This is a genomic window from Mycobacterium sp. IDUB_19 (genome assembly GCF_055419445.1).
On sequence record NZ_JBVAXR010000002.1, the window covers coordinates 88381 to 102794 of the forward strand.

The following is a 14414-nucleotide window of genomic DNA, read 5'->3' on the forward strand; positions in this document are numbered from 1 at the left end:
AGCTGCGGGAGCAGTCATGAGTGCGTCGGTGCAGGCTGCGCCGTCGTTCGCCGACGAGCACCGTCGGCTGGTCGAAGAGTTGAACGCAAAGCTGGCGGCCGCGGCACTGGGCGGCAATGAGCGGGCGCGGGAACGGCACGTCAGCCGCGGCAAGTTGTTGCCGCGCGAACGGGTGGACCGGCTGCTCGACCCGGGCAGTCCGTTTTTGGAGCTGACCCCGCTGGCCGCGAACGGGATGTACGACGACGAATCTCCCGGCGCCGGGATCATCACCGGCATCGGGCGGGTGTCGGAGCGCGAGTGTGTGATCGTCGCCAACGACGCCACGGTCAAGGGCGGCACCTACTACCCGATCACGGTCAAGAAGCACCTGCGCGCCCAGGAAGTCGCGTTGCAGAATCGCCTGCCGTGCATTTATCTGGTCGACTCGGGCGGCGCCTTTTTGCCCCGCCAAGACGAGGTGTTTCCCGACCGCGAGCACTTCGGGCGAATCTTCTACAACCAGGCGACCATGAGCGCCAAGGAAATTCCTCAGGTGGCCGCGGTGCTCGGCTCCTGCACCGCGGGCGGCGCCTACGTGCCGGCGATGAGCGACGAAGCCGTCATCGTCCGCGAGCAGGGCACGATCTTCCTCGGCGGCCCGCCACTGGTCAAAGCCGCTACCGGAGAAATCGTTTCGGCCGAAGACCTCGGCGGCGGCGACCTGCACTCGCGCGTCTCCGGTGTCACCGACCATCTCGCTGACGACGACGAGCATGCACTGCGCATCGTGCGGGCGATCGCGGCGACGTTCGGTCCGCGCGAGCCCAGCCCGTGGGAAGTGCGGGCCCCGGTCGAACCCAGGCATTCGCAGAGCGAGCTCTACGACGTCGTTCCCCCGGACCCGCGGGTGCCCTACGACGTGCATGAGGTCATCGTGCGGCTGGTCGACGGCAGCGAATTCAGCGAATTCAAGGCCAAGTACGGCAAGACGCTGGTGACCGGGTTCGCGCGCATCCATGGCCACCCTGTCGGGATCATCGCCAACAACGGTGTGCTGTTCAGCGAATCCGCGCTCAAGGGAGCACATTTCATCGAGTTGTGCGACAAGCGCAAGATCCCGCTGTTGTTCCTGCAGAATATCGCGGGCTTCATGGTCGGCCGCGACTACGAGGCGGGCGGCATCGCCAAGCACGGCGCCAAGATGGTCACCGCCGTGGCCTGCGCCCGGGTGCCCAAGCTGACCGTCGTGATCGGCGGATCCTATGGCGCGGGCAACTATTCGATGTGCGGCCGGGCCTACTCGCCACGCTTTCTGTGGATGTGGCCCAACGCCCGGATCTCGGTGATGGGTGGCGAGCAGGCGGCCTCCGTGCTGGCGACGGTGCGTGGCGAGCAGCTCAGCGCGGCGGGCAAACCCTGGTCGGCGGACGAAGAAGACGCGTTCAAGTCGCCGATTCGCGCCCAGTACGAGGACCAGGGCAACCCGTACTACTCGACGGCCCGGCTCTGGGACGATGGCATCATCGACCCAGCCGATACGAGAACGTACGTCGGACTTGCTCTTTCGGTGTGTGCGCAGGCGCCCCTGGAGCCGGTCTCCTACGGTGTCTTCCGGATGTGAGCGCGATGTTCGAGACCGTATTGGTGGCCAACCGCGGCGAGATCGCCGTCCGGGTGATCCGGACGTTACGCCGGCTGGGGATCCGATCCGTGGCCGTCTACAGCGATCCCGATGCCGACGCCCGTCACGTGCAGGAGGCCGACACCGCGGTGCGACTGGGACCCGCGCCCGCGCGGGAGAGCTACCTCGATATCTCGCAGGTGCTCGATGCCGCGGCGCGCACCGGAGCACAGGCGATCCATCCGGGTTACGGGTTCCTTTCCGAGAACGCACATTTCGCTGCCGCGTGTGAGCGCGCCGGCGTGGTGTTCCTGGGTCCGCCGACCCGTGCGATCGAGGTGATGGGCGACAAGATCACCGCCAAGAACGCGGTCGCGGCCTTCGATGTGCCGGTGGTGCCCGGTGTCGCGAAATCCGGGCTGACGGATGACCAGCTCGTCGCCGCGGCCGCCGAGGTCGGCTATCCGGTGTTGATCAAGCCGTCGGCCGGAGGGGGCGGTAAGGGCATGCGGCTGGTCCAGGACCCGGCCCGGCTGCCCGAAGCGCTGGTCGGCGCGCGGCGGGAGGCCGCGTCCTCGTTTGGCGACGACACGCTGTTCTTGGAGCGATTCGTGTTGCGGCCCAGGCATATCGAGGTGCAGGTGCTTGCCGACGGCCACGGCAACGTGGTGCATCTCGGCGAGCGTGAGTGCAGCCTGCAGCGGCGCCATCAGAAGGTCATCGAGGAAGCGCCCTCTCCATTGCTGGATCCGGAGACGCGTGCGCGGATCGGGGCCGCGGCCTGCAACACCGCCCGCAGCGTGGACTACGTCGGGGCCGGCACGGTCGAGTTCATCGTCTCCGCCGAGCGGCCCGACGAGTTCTTCTTCATGGAGATGAACACCCGCCTGCAGGTGGAACACCCGGTCACCGAGGCGATCACCGGCCTAGACCTCGTTGAGTGGCAGCTGCGCGTGGGCGCCGGCGAGAAGCTCGCATTCGTCCAAGACGACATCGATCTGCGCGGGCACGCGATCGAGGCTCGGATATACGCGGAGGATCCGGGGCGGGGATTTCTGCCCACCGGCGGTCGGGTGCTCGACGTCTTCGAACCCTCGGGTCCCGCTGTGCGCGTGGACTCGTCGCTGCTGGCGGGCACCGTGGTGGGTAGCGACTACGACCCGATGCTGAGCAAGGTGATCGCCCACGGAGCGGATCGCGATGAGGCACTCGCCGAACTCGACCGCGCGCTGGCGCAGACGACGATCCTGGGCGTGCAGACCAACATCGAATTCCTGCGCTTTCTGCTCGCCGACGAACGAGTGCGCGCCGGTGACCTGGACACCGCGCTGCTCGAGGAGCGGCTGCCCGACTTCGCGCCGCTGCCGGCGCCCGACGACGTGCTGGCGGCGGGCGGTCTGTACCGCCAGTGGGCGTTGGCCCGTCGCGCCCGGGGCGACGTGTGGGTGCAGCCCTCCGGCTGGCGCGTCGGCGGAGATGCCGCGCCGGTGCGCACCGCGATGCGCACCCCGCTGCGCACCGAGACGGTCTCGGTGTCCGGCCTGCCGACGGCCGCCACGGTGCAGGTCGGTGACGGCGAAACCCATTCGGCGAGTGTGGAAGTCGAGCGCCAGATCATGAACGTGACGCTGGACGGGCTGCGCCGCGAGTACCGCTGGGCGGAGGCCGACCGCCACCTGTGGATCGCCGACGAGCGGGGAGCCTGGCATCTGCGCGAGGCCGAGGAGACCAAGATTCACCGCGCGGCCGACGCCCGACAGGCCGAAGTCCTCAGCCCGATGCCCGGCAGTGTGATCGCCGTACAGGTCGACTCCGGCACCGAGGTGGCCGAGGGTGACGTCGTCGTGGTCGTCGAGGCGATGAAGATGGAACACTCACTGGCCGCACCGGTTTCGGGTCGCGTGGAACTACTGGTGTCGGTCGGCGATCAGGTGACGGTCGACCAAGTGCTGGCCCGCCTGGTCCCAGACTCCGAAGAAGGCAAGGAATAGAGAATCATGACGACAACGATCACCGCGGGGACGCTACCCAAGGAATACGAAGACCTTCGCGCCACCGTCGCCGATTTCGCGCGCACGGTCGTGGCTCCGGTGTCAGCCAAACACGATGAGGAGCACAGCTTTCCGTACGAAGTGGTCGCCAAGATGGCCGACATGGGGCTGTTCGGGCTGCCATTCCCGGAGGAGTACGGCGGCATGGGCGGCGACTATTTCGCCCTGGCGCTGGCCCTCGAGGAGCTCGGCAAGGTCGACCAGTCGGTGGCGATCACGCTGGAAGCCGGCGTGGGGTTGGGCGCGATGCCGATCTACCGGTTCGGTACCGAGGAGCAGAAGCAGAAGTGGCTGCCTGACCTGGTGGCCGGACGGGCGCTGGCCGGCTTCGGGCTGACCGAGCCGGGTGCGGGTTCCGACGCCGGCGGCACGCGCACCACCGCCCGGCTGGAAGACGGCGAATGGGTGATCAACGGCGCCAAGCAATTCATCACCAACTCCGGCACCGACATCACTTCGCTGGTCACCGTCACCGCGGTGACCGGGACCGTCGGCGATAGCAAGAAAGAGATCTCCACGATCGTCGTGCCCAATGGCACAACAGGTTTCACCGTCGAGCCGGTCTACAACAAGGTCGGCTGGAACGCCTCGGACACCCACCCACTGACCTTCGCCGACGCCCGCGTCCCCGAGGAGAATCTGCTGGGCGCCCGCGGAACCGGCTACGCGAACTTCCTGTCCATCCTCGACGAAGGCCGCATCGCGATCGCCGCACTGGCCACCGGGGTGGCGCAGGGATGTGTCGACGAGAGCGTCAAGTACGCCAAGGAGCGCGAATCGTTCGGCAAGCCGATCGGTTCCTACCAGGCGATCAGCTTCAAGATCGCGCGGATGGAGGCGCGGGCACACGTCGCTCGCACGGCCTACTACGATGCGGCAGCAAAGATGTTGGCGGGCAAGCCTTTCAAAAAAGATGCGGCGATCGCCAAGATGATCTCCTCGGAGGCCGCGATGGACAACGCCCGCGACGCCACCCAGATCCACGGGGGGTACGGCTTTATGAACGAGTATCCGGTGGCGCGACACTACCGCGACAGCAAGATCCTCGAGATCGGCGAAGGGACTACCGAAGTGCAGCTGATGCTCATCGCGCGGTCGCTGGGGCTGTCATGACCGAAGGCAAGTCGGTTGTCCAGCGCGGCTTGTGGTTTGAGGAATTCGAGATCGGCACGACTTACCTGCACCGGCCGGGTCGGACCGTCACCGAGGCGGACAACGTGTTGTTCACCACGCTGACCATGAACACCCAGTCGCTGCACCTCGACGCGGCCTGGGCGGCCGAGCAACCGGGCTTCCGCGGCGAGCGGCTGGTGAATTCGATGTTCACCCTCTCGACGCTGGTCGGGCTGTCGGTTACCCAGCTGACGCTCGGCACCATCGTGGCCAACCTCGGCTTCTCGGAGGTGTCCTTCCCCAAGCCGGTCTTTCACGGCGACACGCTGTACGCGGAGACCGTGTGCAGCGGCAAGCGCGAGTCGAAGAGCCGGCCCGGCGAAGGCATCGTCACCCTCGAGCACACCGGGCGCAACCAGCACGGCGATATCGTTGCCCGCGCGGTCCGCACCACCCTGGTGCAAAAGCGACCAGCCTCCGAAACAAGCGGGGAGGAGCCTCGATGAACTTGGCCGCAGCCGGCCCCGGGTGGCTGTTCTGCCCGGCCGATCGCCCCGAGCGTTTCGCGAAGGCCGCCGCCGCTGCGGACGTGGTGATCCTCGACCTCGAGGACGGGGTTGCGGAGGCGGACAAGCCGGCCGCCCGCAAGGCGTTGCAAGACACCCCGCTGGACCCGGAGCGCACCGTGGTGCGGATCAACGCGGCCGACACCGAGGAATACCCCCGCGATCTCGAGGCGCTGGCCGGCACCCCCTATACGACGGTGATGCTGTCCAAGACCGAATCGGCGGCGCAGGTGACCGCACTGGCGCCGCGCGAGGTGATCGCGCTGCTGGAGACGCCACGCGGAGCGGTGTTCGCGACCGAGATCGCCGCGGCGCAGGGCGCGGTAGCGCTGATGTGGGGCGCCGAGGACCTCGTCGCGACGCTCGGCGGCAGCTCGAGCCGCAAGGCCGACGGCAGCTACCGGGACGTCGCCCATCACGTGCGGTCCACGGCACTGCTCACGGCAAACGCCTTCGGCCTGGTCGCGCTCGACGCGGTGCATCTGGACATCGGCGACCTCGATGGTCTACGGGCCGAGGCCGAAGACGCCGTGGCGTTGGGCTTCGCCGGAACGGTCTGTATTCATCCGACCCAGGTATCGGTGGTGCGCACGGCCTTTCGGCCCACTGACGAGAAGCTGGACTGGGCGCGACGGGTATTGGCGGCCGCGCAGAACGAGCGCGGGGTGTTCAAGTTCGAAGGGCAGATGGTCGACTCGCCGGTGCTCAAGCACGCGGTTGCGCTGGTCCGGCGAGCTGAAGATTCCGTCTAGGTCGGCTTTTGCCGTTGCGGCGCTGCTTACCCGCATTTTCGGGTCTTAACGAGATCGCAAAAGAGCAGAAACATTTGCGAACGCCCCGCGCGCAAAACTGTCGTAATCTTTGACCAATAACAGCTGCTCGCTGCACTGACTGGCTCCACGGAAGGAACGAGATCATGACCATGGCGCGGGGCTTCGCCGCAACCGTCATCTGTGCCGGATTAGCTGTCGGCTCGGCCGGCACAGCGTGGGCCGACACACCGACGATGAATGGCAGCTACACCGAGACCGTGACGACGCCGGGCGGCCACAGCATCGACAACAGCTGGGCCGTCAACTCCTGCGGTGACGGATGCCTTTGGATAAAGGCTGGGTTAGGCGCTAGCCAAGCCCGGTTGGTCGATGGTCAATGGGTCATGGACACCATGAGCAACGTCAGTTGCGTGGGCGGTGGTTACACCCTTTACGGCACGAGCACTCACACGACGTGGGACCCCAACACCCTTGCCGGCACGTCTACACACACCTACATCACGGGAGCCTGCGGTCGGCCGCCGGGAGACACGCAAGTCGACCAGATCACGATCAAATCGGCATCCTGACGCATTCTGACTCCAAAGCCCCTGAAACCCTTGGGATTCAGGGGCTTTGAGCTGCTGTCCTCGAGGGTGTGCCCCGCGATTCACTCACGGTGATTCGAGCCGACTTGTCGCGATGCGGACGCAACCGTCGCTGGAAGGAGTCGAGCGGGCGCCCTCGAAACGGTGATTTGATGTCCGCCCGCTGGTTGCGCGCCGGGCGGACGGTTGCTGTATAAGGCAAGCTAACTAAACGCGCCGTTCACTCCGACGGCGGCCGCGCATCGACACCGTGGAGCGTTATGGGCAACCAGTACTTCCCGTTGGTCGCTGCCGTGATCATGCTCGCCCTCGGGCTGACACTCACCGTGGCCGACTTCAAGCGGGCCGTCACCCTGCGGCGACCGCTGGCGGTTGCGCTGGTCTGCCAGTCCCTGGTTCTGCCAACCCTGTGCTTGTTGATCGCCGAAGCCTTCCATCTAGAACCGCATCTGGCGGTTGGGCTGATGCTGATGGCCGCCACCCCGGGCGGGACGATGGCGAACATCCTCAGCCACCTGTTCAACGGGGACCTGGCGCTCAACCTCACGCTTTCCGCGATCAACGCCGCGCTGTCGGTCTTTACGCTGCCGGCGATCTTGGCGGCGTCGATGACCTGGTTCCTCGGCGAGGGACGGTTCATCCCGCTGCAGCTGGACAAGTTCGTCGCGGTTTTCGCCCTGGTGCTCATCCCCACCGCGATCGGCATCGCCATACGCCACCGGTTTCCCGGGCTGGCCCGGCGACTACAAAGACCCGTCAAGATACTCGCGGCAGCGCTGCTGATCGTCGCCATCGTCGCCGCGATCGCCGGTAGCCGAACGACGCTATGGCACAACTTCGGTGTGCTGAGCGGGGCGATCGTGTCCTTCTGCGCCGTCAGCCTGACCATCGGCTACCTGGTGCCACGCGTGATGCGTCTGGGTCCCCCGCAGGCGACTGCCATCAGTCTGGAGGTCGGACTGCACAACACCGTGGTGGCGCTGAGCGTGGCGCTCAGCCCACAACTGCTCAATAGCGCCGAAATGGCAACTCCTCCAGCAATTTACGGTGCGCTCTCGCCTCTGATTGCCCTGACTTTCATCGTCACAGTTCGCCGCTTGGACCCAGCGTTTCGTGCGAAGTCCCAACCCGACACCGTCGTGAGTGAACCGGGGGTCTAGCGCCGCTACTTGCGCCGTGCAGCGGCCAGACGGTCGGCGAACTCCGGTGACTGGATCGAGGACACCTGCGGCCCCAGTTCGGTGCGCATCGCGAATTCGTGGTTTTCGTTGTCCAGCGACCCCGGACTGGCCGTGGCGCGCATGCTGGCCTTGGTGGCCAGCACCACGTCTCGCGGAGCCGACGCCGGTCCGGCAGCGAGCTCCAATGCCGCGGCGACGGGGTCGTCGGCAACGCTGAGCGCCAACCCGTGCCGCACCGCGGATTCGGCGTCGAACCGCATGCCGAACAGCAGGGCCGCGCGAGCGACTTGCGGGCCCACCGCCCGCTGCAGCATCCAGGTCGCACCGCCGCCGGGGTGTAGCCCCAGCTTCTGGAAACGGGGGTCGAACAGTGCGCCGGGCCCGGCGATGCGCACGTCGGCGGCCAGAGCCAAGTTCAGGCCCGCGCCGACCGCCGCGCCGTTGACGGCGGCGATGGTGGGCAGCGTGCAACTCCCCACTGCCATGAAGCCGTCGTAGAGCAGCTGCAGACCCGACTCCGCGGCCCCAGCACCCGCGGCGCCCAGTGCGCTCAGGTCGGCGCCGGCGCAAAACGCCTTGCCCGCCCCGGTGACCACGACGGCGTGCACGCCGGGATCGGCTTCGGCCCGTTCGACGGCCGCGCGCAGCTGTGCCGAGCTCTCACCCGTCAGCGCGTTGCGCCGATCCGGGTCGTTGACGGTGATGAGCGCGACGCGATTGTCCACGCTGAACAGGACGAAATCGGACTGGGCCATCGGGCACCTCCGCGGTCGGCGACGTCATCGGGCGAGCTAAAGGGTACTTGGGGGCCGCGCTCCAAGAATTCGTAGAGGCCCGTCGCTGATGCTGAAAACACCAGCGGACGGCATCACGACGAGGGGGCAACCAATGACCACCACCATCTCCACCAAATCGCAGGCGATCCGATGGGCGATATTCTCGGCGTTCGCGGTGGGCCTCACGGCGCTCGGCATCGGTGTCGCTGCTGCCAACCCGCCCGCGCCGGACCAGCCATGCTCGATGCGGCACGCGGCCTTGCGCGACGCCGATGGGCACATGATGAAGTGCGACCGGATGATGAACGGGAACCACGGCCTGGTCTGGCAATACACGCTGGGGTCGTAATCGGTGGCTAATCTGGCCGGGTGAGCGGCAACCAAATACCTGGCGGGGTGGTGCACAAACTGCCCGCAGACCTGCGGGAGGCACTGATCGCCAATTCGACCGCAATGGCCGCCTGGAAGGACATCACGCCGCTGGCGCGTAACGAGTTCATCTGCTGGGTCGAGGACGCTAAGCAACAGGCGACGCGACAGCGCCGCATTCGCCGGACTCAGGAGGAGCTGGAAGAAGGGCAGCGCCGACCTTGCTGCTGGCCGGGGTGTAAGCACCGCGAACGCACGGGCCGCCCCTAAGTCTGAAAGTGGCTGCCCGGCAACGGGTTTACGAGTAGTCATCTGCGCGGGCGATCCAAGAGTTTTTTTCGAGTTGCGCGTTGCCGTGGCCTATTCCAGGCTTGGGGATGCCCGACCCGACCGCAAGACGACTCCGGATGCGCCGAATACTGGGCGGGGGAGCGTTGAAGTTCGTTCCCCATCTCATTCGGCCAGCGCTGATCACCGCAATCATCGCCATCCCGATTGGGGCAGCGGATACACCCGCTGTGGTGCCGCTGGCGTGCGGTATTACTTTCACGATGGTGGGGGGCACCCTCATCTTCTTGCCCGACTGCGCGCACCCGGTGCCGGGCGGCCCGCCGCCTTATCCCGAGCCGCCGCCGGATCCCGGCCCGCCGCCACCGCCGCCGTAGGCGTCAGAAGTTGGCGAAACAGGCGTCCTGGCCGCCGCCGGCCGGGATGGTGGCGTTGCTGGTAGAGAACGTCGCTTCGATACCGCTATCGGTGACCTTGACGCTGTCGGCGTGGATGCCCAGCGGATAGTTCTTGGTGGCCTTCGAGGTGAGGTCGTCCAGGTTCTTTTGCACGCTATCCGTCGACATGTTGGAGCCCAGCGCGCTCAGGCTGACCACCTGTAGCGAGACCCCGTTGTTGACGATCTGCGGCTTGAGGGTGGCACTGTCCAGCAGGCCCTTCAGCGAAACGGTGCCGTCGCCGGGGTTGGTGGTCACCTCGCCGGTGACAAAACTGCCGATCATGGGGATGGCGTCCTGGATCGACTGCTTGATGCCGTCTGACGACCAGGTGATAGTGCCGTTCAACGACTCGATCGTGCCCGCCGAGTTGTTCGTTTGGTTGAGGCGGATATTCCGAATATCGATGCTGACCTTCATGCCCTTGGCGTCCCGGACCTGGTTGCCTCCGGTCTGGACGGCGATGTCGGGGTAGTGCTTGGTGATGAACTGCCACAGGACCGGCGGCGCCGTGGCAAAGGACGCGGTCGCGCTGTCCTGTACTTCGCATTGCACCGCGTTCGCCACCCTGCTGCGCGCCTGGTTGCGGGCATAGAACTCGCCGCCGATCAACGCGGCGACCACGACGGCCACCACGATGCCCAGGATCAGGGCGATCGACCGCTTCTTGCGGAAAAAGCCGCGCTTCTTGGTCGACGGCGGTGTGTCCTCCGACGGCGACGGCGTAGTCAGCTGGGTAGTGGGCCATTCCTGCTGCGGGGAACCGGGCTGCGGCGGCGGGGGGCCGGGTAGATGCGCGTGGACGTTCGGCGGAAGCCCCTGCTGCAGTGGTCGACCTGGCGGGGGCGGCGGCTGTTGCGGTGGCCGTCCCGGTGGTTGCGGTGGTCGACCCTGCGGTGGCCCCGGTGGTTGCGGCGGAGGCCCCGATGGCTGCGGTCGCTGACCCGGCGCAGGGCCGGGCTGCGGCGGCCGGGGCGCATTGCCGATGGGTGGCTGCTGCGGAACGTCGCGCAAAGGGATCCGGCGAGTCTCTGATTCGGACGGCCGCCCAGGGCCCTGAGGCCGCGGGGGTGCAGGTTGATTAGCGGGGCCGCCCGGTCGGGGCGGACGAGCGCTTTCGGATGGGTCGCCGCCTGGGGGCCCTTGCGGAGTCGTCACCAGCGCGATTGTGCCTCATCAGCTGCACGAAGTGGAAGACGCCTGGTCAGCGGCTGCAACTAGCTCAGGCAATCACACGTGTGGCAGCCAGCCGGACCCGTGCGGTGACAGCACGAAGCCGCGGCCTTGTGGGTCTTTGCACGCGGTGGTACCCGCGTTGTCGACGCCGCAGATCACACCGTCCACAGTGATCGAATGGAGCGGAGGCAGCGTTTTGAGAGGTTGTCCATCGGTGTCGATGGGAGTGCCCGTCGGTTTCGGTCCCGAGCCGGTACTGATCGAGTTCAGTCGGGGCGCCCCACCGGACGATGGCGGCGCCGGGGGGAGGCCCGGAAGATTGTTGCCCGTGCAACCCGCAGATGGGGGGCTTCCGAATGCACAGGTCACGCCGTCTGGTGTGAGGAACGCGACCAGCTGGAGTGGCGTCGGTCGTCCCGAGTTGGGATACGTCAGGGCATAGTCGGCGGCGTTAACCGGTACGTAGCCGCTGAGATCGGGGAAGGATGGGCCATCGGCGTGAGCCGCGCACGCGCTGATCATGGCGAGGACGGCCATTGCTGATCCGGCGGCCAAAGTCTTGATCGTCATGCATAGCCTTCAGTCGTGGCAGAGGACGGAATACCTCTGAGTTGAACGGTCATCGTGTTGGGTTGACGTGAACCTGGTGGATGTCGTACGGCGTATTTGCACCAGTGTCCCACTGGCTTACGAACAGGTTGAGGTCATTGAGGGTTGAGCCAGGCAGGATGTAGCCCCCATAAGGTTGCAAGATGGAGACGGGCGTGTGCAGATTGTCGTTGCGCGCCGCCACGGTTGGGGTGTTGTTAAAGATCTCCGTCGGATTCCCGTCGCCCACATAAACTTGTACAGCTCCCGGGCCGGCGGTCGCATTGAATCCGGATAAGACGGGGCGTCCGTCGACTTCGCGGAAACTGAGTTCACCGAATTGGGCGCCGGGCGTGGTCAAGGGGCTGGTGGCGAGTTCTCCTGGCTTGCCCCAATCGGTACCGTTCCAGGGTTGCCAAGCAGAGCGGTCAGCGACATGGCCGGGGTCAACTCGGTACATCGTGACTCCTTGGCCGCGGTCGAATGAGTCGGCGGCGATGTACACGTTGCCGTCCGCGGCCTGGAAGCCGCTGATCTGCGTGGGCCCAGCTCCCGGCGCGCGCCACGAGCCTTCGATGGGTTGCCAACCGCTACCGGGGTCATTGGTGACTCGGGTTAGCCACGAACCGCCATCTGGCTTCAAATTGGTTGTACCCGTGGCCATCATGTACGTGGAGCCGTCGCGCATCCGGATGCTTCCAGCGGGAAGCGTATTTTTCCCCGCTGCTTGCGGGGGCGCAGGGAACAGCACGTTCGGGCTCCCGTCCGGCCCAGTCAGTGGCTCGCCGAAATGGGGACGACCCTGTTCGTCGAAGGTGACCGGGACGGCCACCGACGGGTAGTGCGTTCCGTCGTAAGCCTTACTCCCCGAGAACGAATCCCCGAAGATCGCAACGTATCTCCCGTCGGGCAGCTGAACCACTTCCCCCAAGTCCGCTGCGCCAATCCCCGGGATGCCCGGAGTGGCGCCAGTGCCGGCGATTGGACCCAGATCGCGTGCATCACCCGGGTTCAACGGGCCCTCTACCCAGTCGCCGACGGTCGTCGGCAGGTCGTAGCCCTCGGTATGCAGACTGGCCATGGCGTTGTGCAGCGTGGCCGAGTAGCCGTTGCGTGTCGCTTGCAGATCGCCGAGCGCGGCCTTGGTGTCATGGATGGCGTCGTCTTCACACGTGCTGATGAAGGCATTCAGCGCGTCCCTGTCCGCTGCGCTGAGATGGGCATCCTTTTCCATATCTATTGCTTGGCCGATCATGTCGTCGAGCGTGTGTAACTGAGTCTGAAGAGCTGCGATTCGTGCGGCCGCGGCCTTTTGTGCCTCGGCCAGCGCCGCAGCGATCTTTTCCAGGTCGACGCCGATCTTGGGTAACTGCAGGGACTGTGCGCCAAGGGACTTGCTCACCCGCTGCACCTCCTCGGAGTCATTGATCGGATGACCGCCGTTCTCCCTGTTCCAGGCCGCTTCGAAGCGGTCACGGGCATCCGCGAACGCCCTGCTGGACTCGGCAGTGCATACCCCCGCAGCGTGAAACGCCTCGGCCAGATCAGAAATCTGGGCCGGTCGACCGCTCTGGAGACTTCGATCGATGGCCCAAGGATCGCCACCGGCCTGGGCAGTCAGCAACGGGATGTTTATGTATCTCAGGTCCATCGCGGGCCTCGCGCCAGCTGGTCAGCCCCGGCTTGGGCACGCAGATCAAGGCGGGCCGACTTGCTCATCGTCGACTGCACCAAACCGGCATTGACAGGATCCCCACCTACCAGCATCGACTTGCGGGCGTCAGAGATGGCTTGCCGCGAACGCCGCGGCCTGACTGGGCATTCCGGACTGCGCGTAAGAGAGGTGCACCGGAGAAAACAGCTCGTCGTGCGAAGGCAGCGCCAGGGCCCCGCCTGGCGTGCACACGGGATCGCCGGCCGCGCACAGGTCGATCGCCTTGGCGCCGTACCACGGGCTGACCTCGCTCATGGGCGCCCCCAAATATCGGTCCGACGGATTCCCGAAGGTGGCGACGACGGCAACGTGATTAGCCTCGTCCGCCGTGAGTATGTCGGGGACCAAGCCCACGACCGGCATTCGGGCAATGGTCGCCAGGTCTATCGCCATGGCGCCCAAGGAATATCCGCCGAGCACCAGCTTGGTGTTGGGGCAGTTGGCGACCATGGACTGAACGTGGGCGTGTATATCGCTGCCGCCCGCGGATGCCGACGGGGCGAAATCCTCACCGGCGGGGTAGTTGACCGGATACACCCCGACGGAGCGACCCCCGACCTGTGAGTGCAGTGCATCGATGAATTGCTGGCCGACCGCACCGACACCGGCTGGCTCGTTGGTGGCGCGGGCGAACGTCACCTCAACGTCGGGGCAGGGCGCGGCGGACGCGGGAGCAACAAGGATCGGTGTGCCCAGCAGCGTTGCGCAGATCGTCAGCACTGCGGCACCCAACGAACACACGAGCCGGCGGGCGTTCACGTTCCAATGCTGACATATCGCAACCGAAGCCGACTTCCCAAGTTGCGCGAACAGCGCGGGCGGATCGTCATCGCACCGTTGGTGAGGAGTCTGATCACCGACGCCATCGAGTCCGGAAGCATCCCGCGGCAGCCCGTCGAGGCAACAGCATTGACCATGTTGAGAGCTCTGCGAGAGGCGACTCTCTACATCGCTCGTGCAGACAATCCGAAGCAAGCACGCGACGACGCCGGCGCGGTGATCGACCGGCTGGTCGATTCCCTGCGCGCCTGATATTGCTGCTCAGCCCGGTAATGGTGCCCCCGGCACGACTCGAACGTGCGACCTAGGGATTAGAAGGCCCTTGCTCTATCCACCTGAGCTACGGAGGCAATGCGCAGGTCAGTCTATCCAACAATGGGCGCCATCCCGACTCGCCGACACGACACGCGCG

General features: G+C 66.1%; 16 protein-coding genes and 1 tRNA gene. 11 read left to right on the top strand and 6 right to left on the bottom strand.

What is annotated here, in order from left to right:
- Positions 1-16 precede the first annotated feature (16 nt).
- The 7 genes from ACZY0B_RS02890 to ACZY0B_RS02920 all read left to right on the top strand — a co-directional run bounded on the left by ACZY0B_RS02890 (position 17) and on the right by ACZY0B_RS02920 (position 7853).
- Positions 17-1603 carry a carboxyl transferase domain-containing protein gene (locus ACZY0B_RS02890; RefSeq protein ID WP_463762470.1) on the top strand — a complete coding sequence of 529 codons (1587 nt, stop codon included), beginning with the start codon at positions 17-19 and terminating at the stop codon, positions 1601-1603.
- Positions 1604-1608: 5 nt separating this feature from the next.
- The gene (locus ACZY0B_RS02895) at positions 1609-3594 is read left to right on the top strand and encodes an acetyl/propionyl/methylcrotonyl-CoA carboxylase subunit alpha (protein ID WP_463762471.1); all 1986 of its coding nucleotides are present in this window, start codon (positions 1609-1611) and stop codon (positions 3592-3594) included.
- A gap of 6 nt (positions 3595-3600) precedes the next feature.
- The gene (locus tag ACZY0B_RS02900; RefSeq protein WP_463762472.1) at positions 3601-4767 is read left to right on the top strand and encodes an acyl-CoA dehydrogenase family protein; all 1167 of its coding nucleotides are present in this window, start codon (positions 3601-3603) and stop codon (positions 4765-4767) included.
- Positions 4764-5273 carry a MaoC family dehydratase gene (locus ACZY0B_RS02905; RefSeq protein ID WP_463762473.1) on the top strand — a complete coding sequence of 170 codons (510 nt, stop codon included), beginning with the start codon at positions 4764-4766 and terminating at the stop codon, positions 5271-5273. Before ACZY0B_RS02900 ends, ACZY0B_RS02905 begins: the two co-directional genes overlap by 4 nt.
- Complete coding sequence (locus ACZY0B_RS02910) at positions 5270-6085, top strand: HpcH/HpaI aldolase/citrate lyase family protein (protein ID WP_463762474.1); 816 nt, start codon at positions 5270-5272, stop codon at positions 6083-6085. Before ACZY0B_RS02905 ends, ACZY0B_RS02910 begins: the two co-directional genes overlap by 4 nt.
- A 164-nt stretch (positions 6086-6249) precedes the next feature.
- Positions 6250-6675 carry a hypothetical protein gene (locus tag ACZY0B_RS02915; RefSeq protein WP_463762475.1) on the top strand — a complete coding sequence of 142 codons (426 nt, stop codon included), beginning with the start codon at positions 6250-6252 and terminating at the stop codon, positions 6673-6675.
- A 278-nt stretch (positions 6676-6953) separates the two neighbouring features.
- The gene (locus ACZY0B_RS02920) at positions 6954-7853 is read left to right on the top strand and encodes a bile acid:sodium symporter family protein (RefSeq protein ID WP_463762476.1); all 900 of its coding nucleotides are present in this window, start codon (positions 6954-6956) and stop codon (positions 7851-7853) included.
- A 5-nt stretch (positions 7854-7858) separates the two neighbouring features.
- On the opposite strand, the gene ACZY0B_RS02925 is transcribed toward ACZY0B_RS02920, so the two are convergent.
- The gene (locus ACZY0B_RS02925; protein ID WP_463762477.1) at positions 7859-8629 is read right to left on the bottom strand and encodes an enoyl-CoA hydratase; all 771 of its coding nucleotides are present in this window, start codon (positions 8627-8629) and stop codon (positions 7859-7861) included.
- A 133-nt stretch (positions 8630-8762) separates the two neighbouring features.
- On the opposite strand from ACZY0B_RS02925, the gene ACZY0B_RS02930 reads away from it, so the two are divergent.
- The 3 genes from ACZY0B_RS02930 to ACZY0B_RS02940 all read left to right on the top strand — a co-directional run bounded on the left by ACZY0B_RS02930 (position 8763) and on the right by ACZY0B_RS02940 (position 9684).
- Positions 8763-8999, top strand: a complete 237-nt coding sequence (locus tag ACZY0B_RS02930) for a hypothetical protein (protein ID WP_463762478.1) — start codon at positions 8763-8765, stop codon at positions 8997-8999.
- 20 nt (positions 9000-9019) lie between these two features.
- Positions 9020-9289 (top strand): YdeI/OmpD-associated family protein, encoded by a 270-nt coding sequence (locus ACZY0B_RS02935; protein WP_463762479.1) that lies wholly within the window; start codon positions 9020-9022, stop codon positions 9287-9289.
- A 107-nt stretch (positions 9290-9396) separates the two neighbouring features.
- The gene (locus ACZY0B_RS02940; protein ID WP_463762480.1) at positions 9397-9684 is read left to right on the top strand and encodes a hypothetical protein; all 288 of its coding nucleotides are present in this window, start codon (positions 9397-9399) and stop codon (positions 9682-9684) included.
- A 3-nt stretch (positions 9685-9687) separates the two neighbouring features.
- Here the strand turns inward: ACZY0B_RS02940 and ACZY0B_RS02945 are convergent, their stop codons facing one another.
- From ACZY0B_RS02945 to ACZY0B_RS02960, 4 genes are all read right to left on the bottom strand, one after another.
- Positions 9688-10758, bottom strand: a complete 1071-nt coding sequence (locus ACZY0B_RS02945) for an LmeA family phospholipid-binding protein (protein WP_463762481.1) — start codon at positions 10756-10758, stop codon at positions 9688-9690.
- Positions 10759-10974: 216 nt separating this feature from the next.
- Positions 10975-11442, bottom strand: a complete 468-nt coding sequence (locus tag ACZY0B_RS02950; RefSeq protein WP_463762635.1) for a hypothetical protein — start codon at positions 11440-11442, stop codon at positions 10975-10977.
- 97 nt (positions 11443-11539) lie between these two features.
- Positions 11540-13159, bottom strand: a complete 1620-nt coding sequence (locus ACZY0B_RS02955) for a putative alpha/beta hydrolase (protein ID WP_463762482.1) — start codon at positions 13157-13159, stop codon at positions 11540-11542.
- A 129-nt stretch (positions 13160-13288) separates the two neighbouring features.
- A complete protein-coding gene (locus ACZY0B_RS02960) occupies positions 13289-13981 on the bottom strand; it encodes a cutinase family protein (protein ID WP_463762483.1) in 693 nt (230 codons plus the stop codon).
- 6 nt (positions 13982-13987) lie between these two features.
- Between ACZY0B_RS02960 and ACZY0B_RS02965 the strand changes: the two genes are divergently transcribed.
- On the top strand, positions 13988-14254 hold the full coding sequence (locus ACZY0B_RS02965; protein WP_463762484.1) for a hypothetical protein: 267 nt from the start codon (positions 13988-13990) through the stop codon (positions 14252-14254).
- A 21-nt stretch (positions 14255-14275) separates the two neighbouring features.
- On the opposite strand, the gene ACZY0B_RS02970 is transcribed toward ACZY0B_RS02965, so the two are convergent.
- A tRNA-Arg gene (locus ACZY0B_RS02970) sits at positions 14276-14352 on the bottom strand.
- Between the last annotated feature and the right edge of the window lie 62 nt (positions 14353-14414).

Bases quoted from the DNA above. Each gene is read 5' to 3' on its own strand.
- ACZY0B_RS02890 (WP_463762470.1), top strand. From the start codon at position 17: ATGAGTGCGTCGGTGCAGGCTGCGCCGTCGTTCGCCGACGAGCACCGT.
- ACZY0B_RS02910 (WP_463762474.1), top strand. From the start codon at position 5,270: ATGAACTTGGCCGCAGCCGGCCCCGGGTGGCTGTTCTGCCCGGCCGAT.
- ACZY0B_RS02955 (WP_463762482.1), bottom strand. From the start codon at position 13,159: ATGGACCTGAGATACATAAACATCCCGTTGCTGACTGCCCAGGCCGGT.
- ACZY0B_RS02915 (WP_463762475.1), top strand. From the start codon at position 6,250: ATGACCATGGCGCGGGGCTTCGCCGCAACCGTCATCTGTGCCGGATTA.
- ACZY0B_RS02900 (WP_463762472.1), top strand. From the start codon at position 3,601: ATGACGACAACGATCACCGCGGGGACGCTACCCAAGGAATACGAAGAC.
- ACZY0B_RS02930 (WP_463762478.1), top strand. From the start codon at position 8,763: ATGACCACCACCATCTCCACCAAATCGCAGGCGATCCGATGGGCGATA.
- ACZY0B_RS02895 (WP_463762471.1), top strand. From the start codon at position 1,609: ATGTTCGAGACCGTATTGGTGGCCAACCGCGGCGAGATCGCCGTCCGG.
- ACZY0B_RS02905 (WP_463762473.1), top strand. From the start codon at position 4,764: ATGACCGAAGGCAAGTCGGTTGTCCAGCGCGGCTTGTGGTTTGAGGAA.
- ACZY0B_RS02950 (WP_463762635.1), bottom strand. From the start codon at position 11,442: ATGATCAGCGCGTGCGCGGCTCACGCCGATGGCCCATCCTTCCCCGAT.
- ACZY0B_RS02920 (WP_463762476.1), top strand. From the start codon at position 6,954: ATGGGCAACCAGTACTTCCCGTTGGTCGCTGCCGTGATCATGCTCGCC.
- ACZY0B_RS02965 (WP_463762484.1), top strand. From the start codon at position 13,988: ATGCTGACATATCGCAACCGAAGCCGACTTCCCAAGTTGCGCGAACAG.
- ACZY0B_RS02925 (WP_463762477.1), bottom strand. From the start codon at position 8,629: ATGGCCCAGTCCGATTTCGTCCTGTTCAGCGTGGACAATCGCGTCGCG.
- ACZY0B_RS02940 (WP_463762480.1), top strand. From the start codon at position 9,397: ATGCCCGACCCGACCGCAAGACGACTCCGGATGCGCCGAATACTGGGC.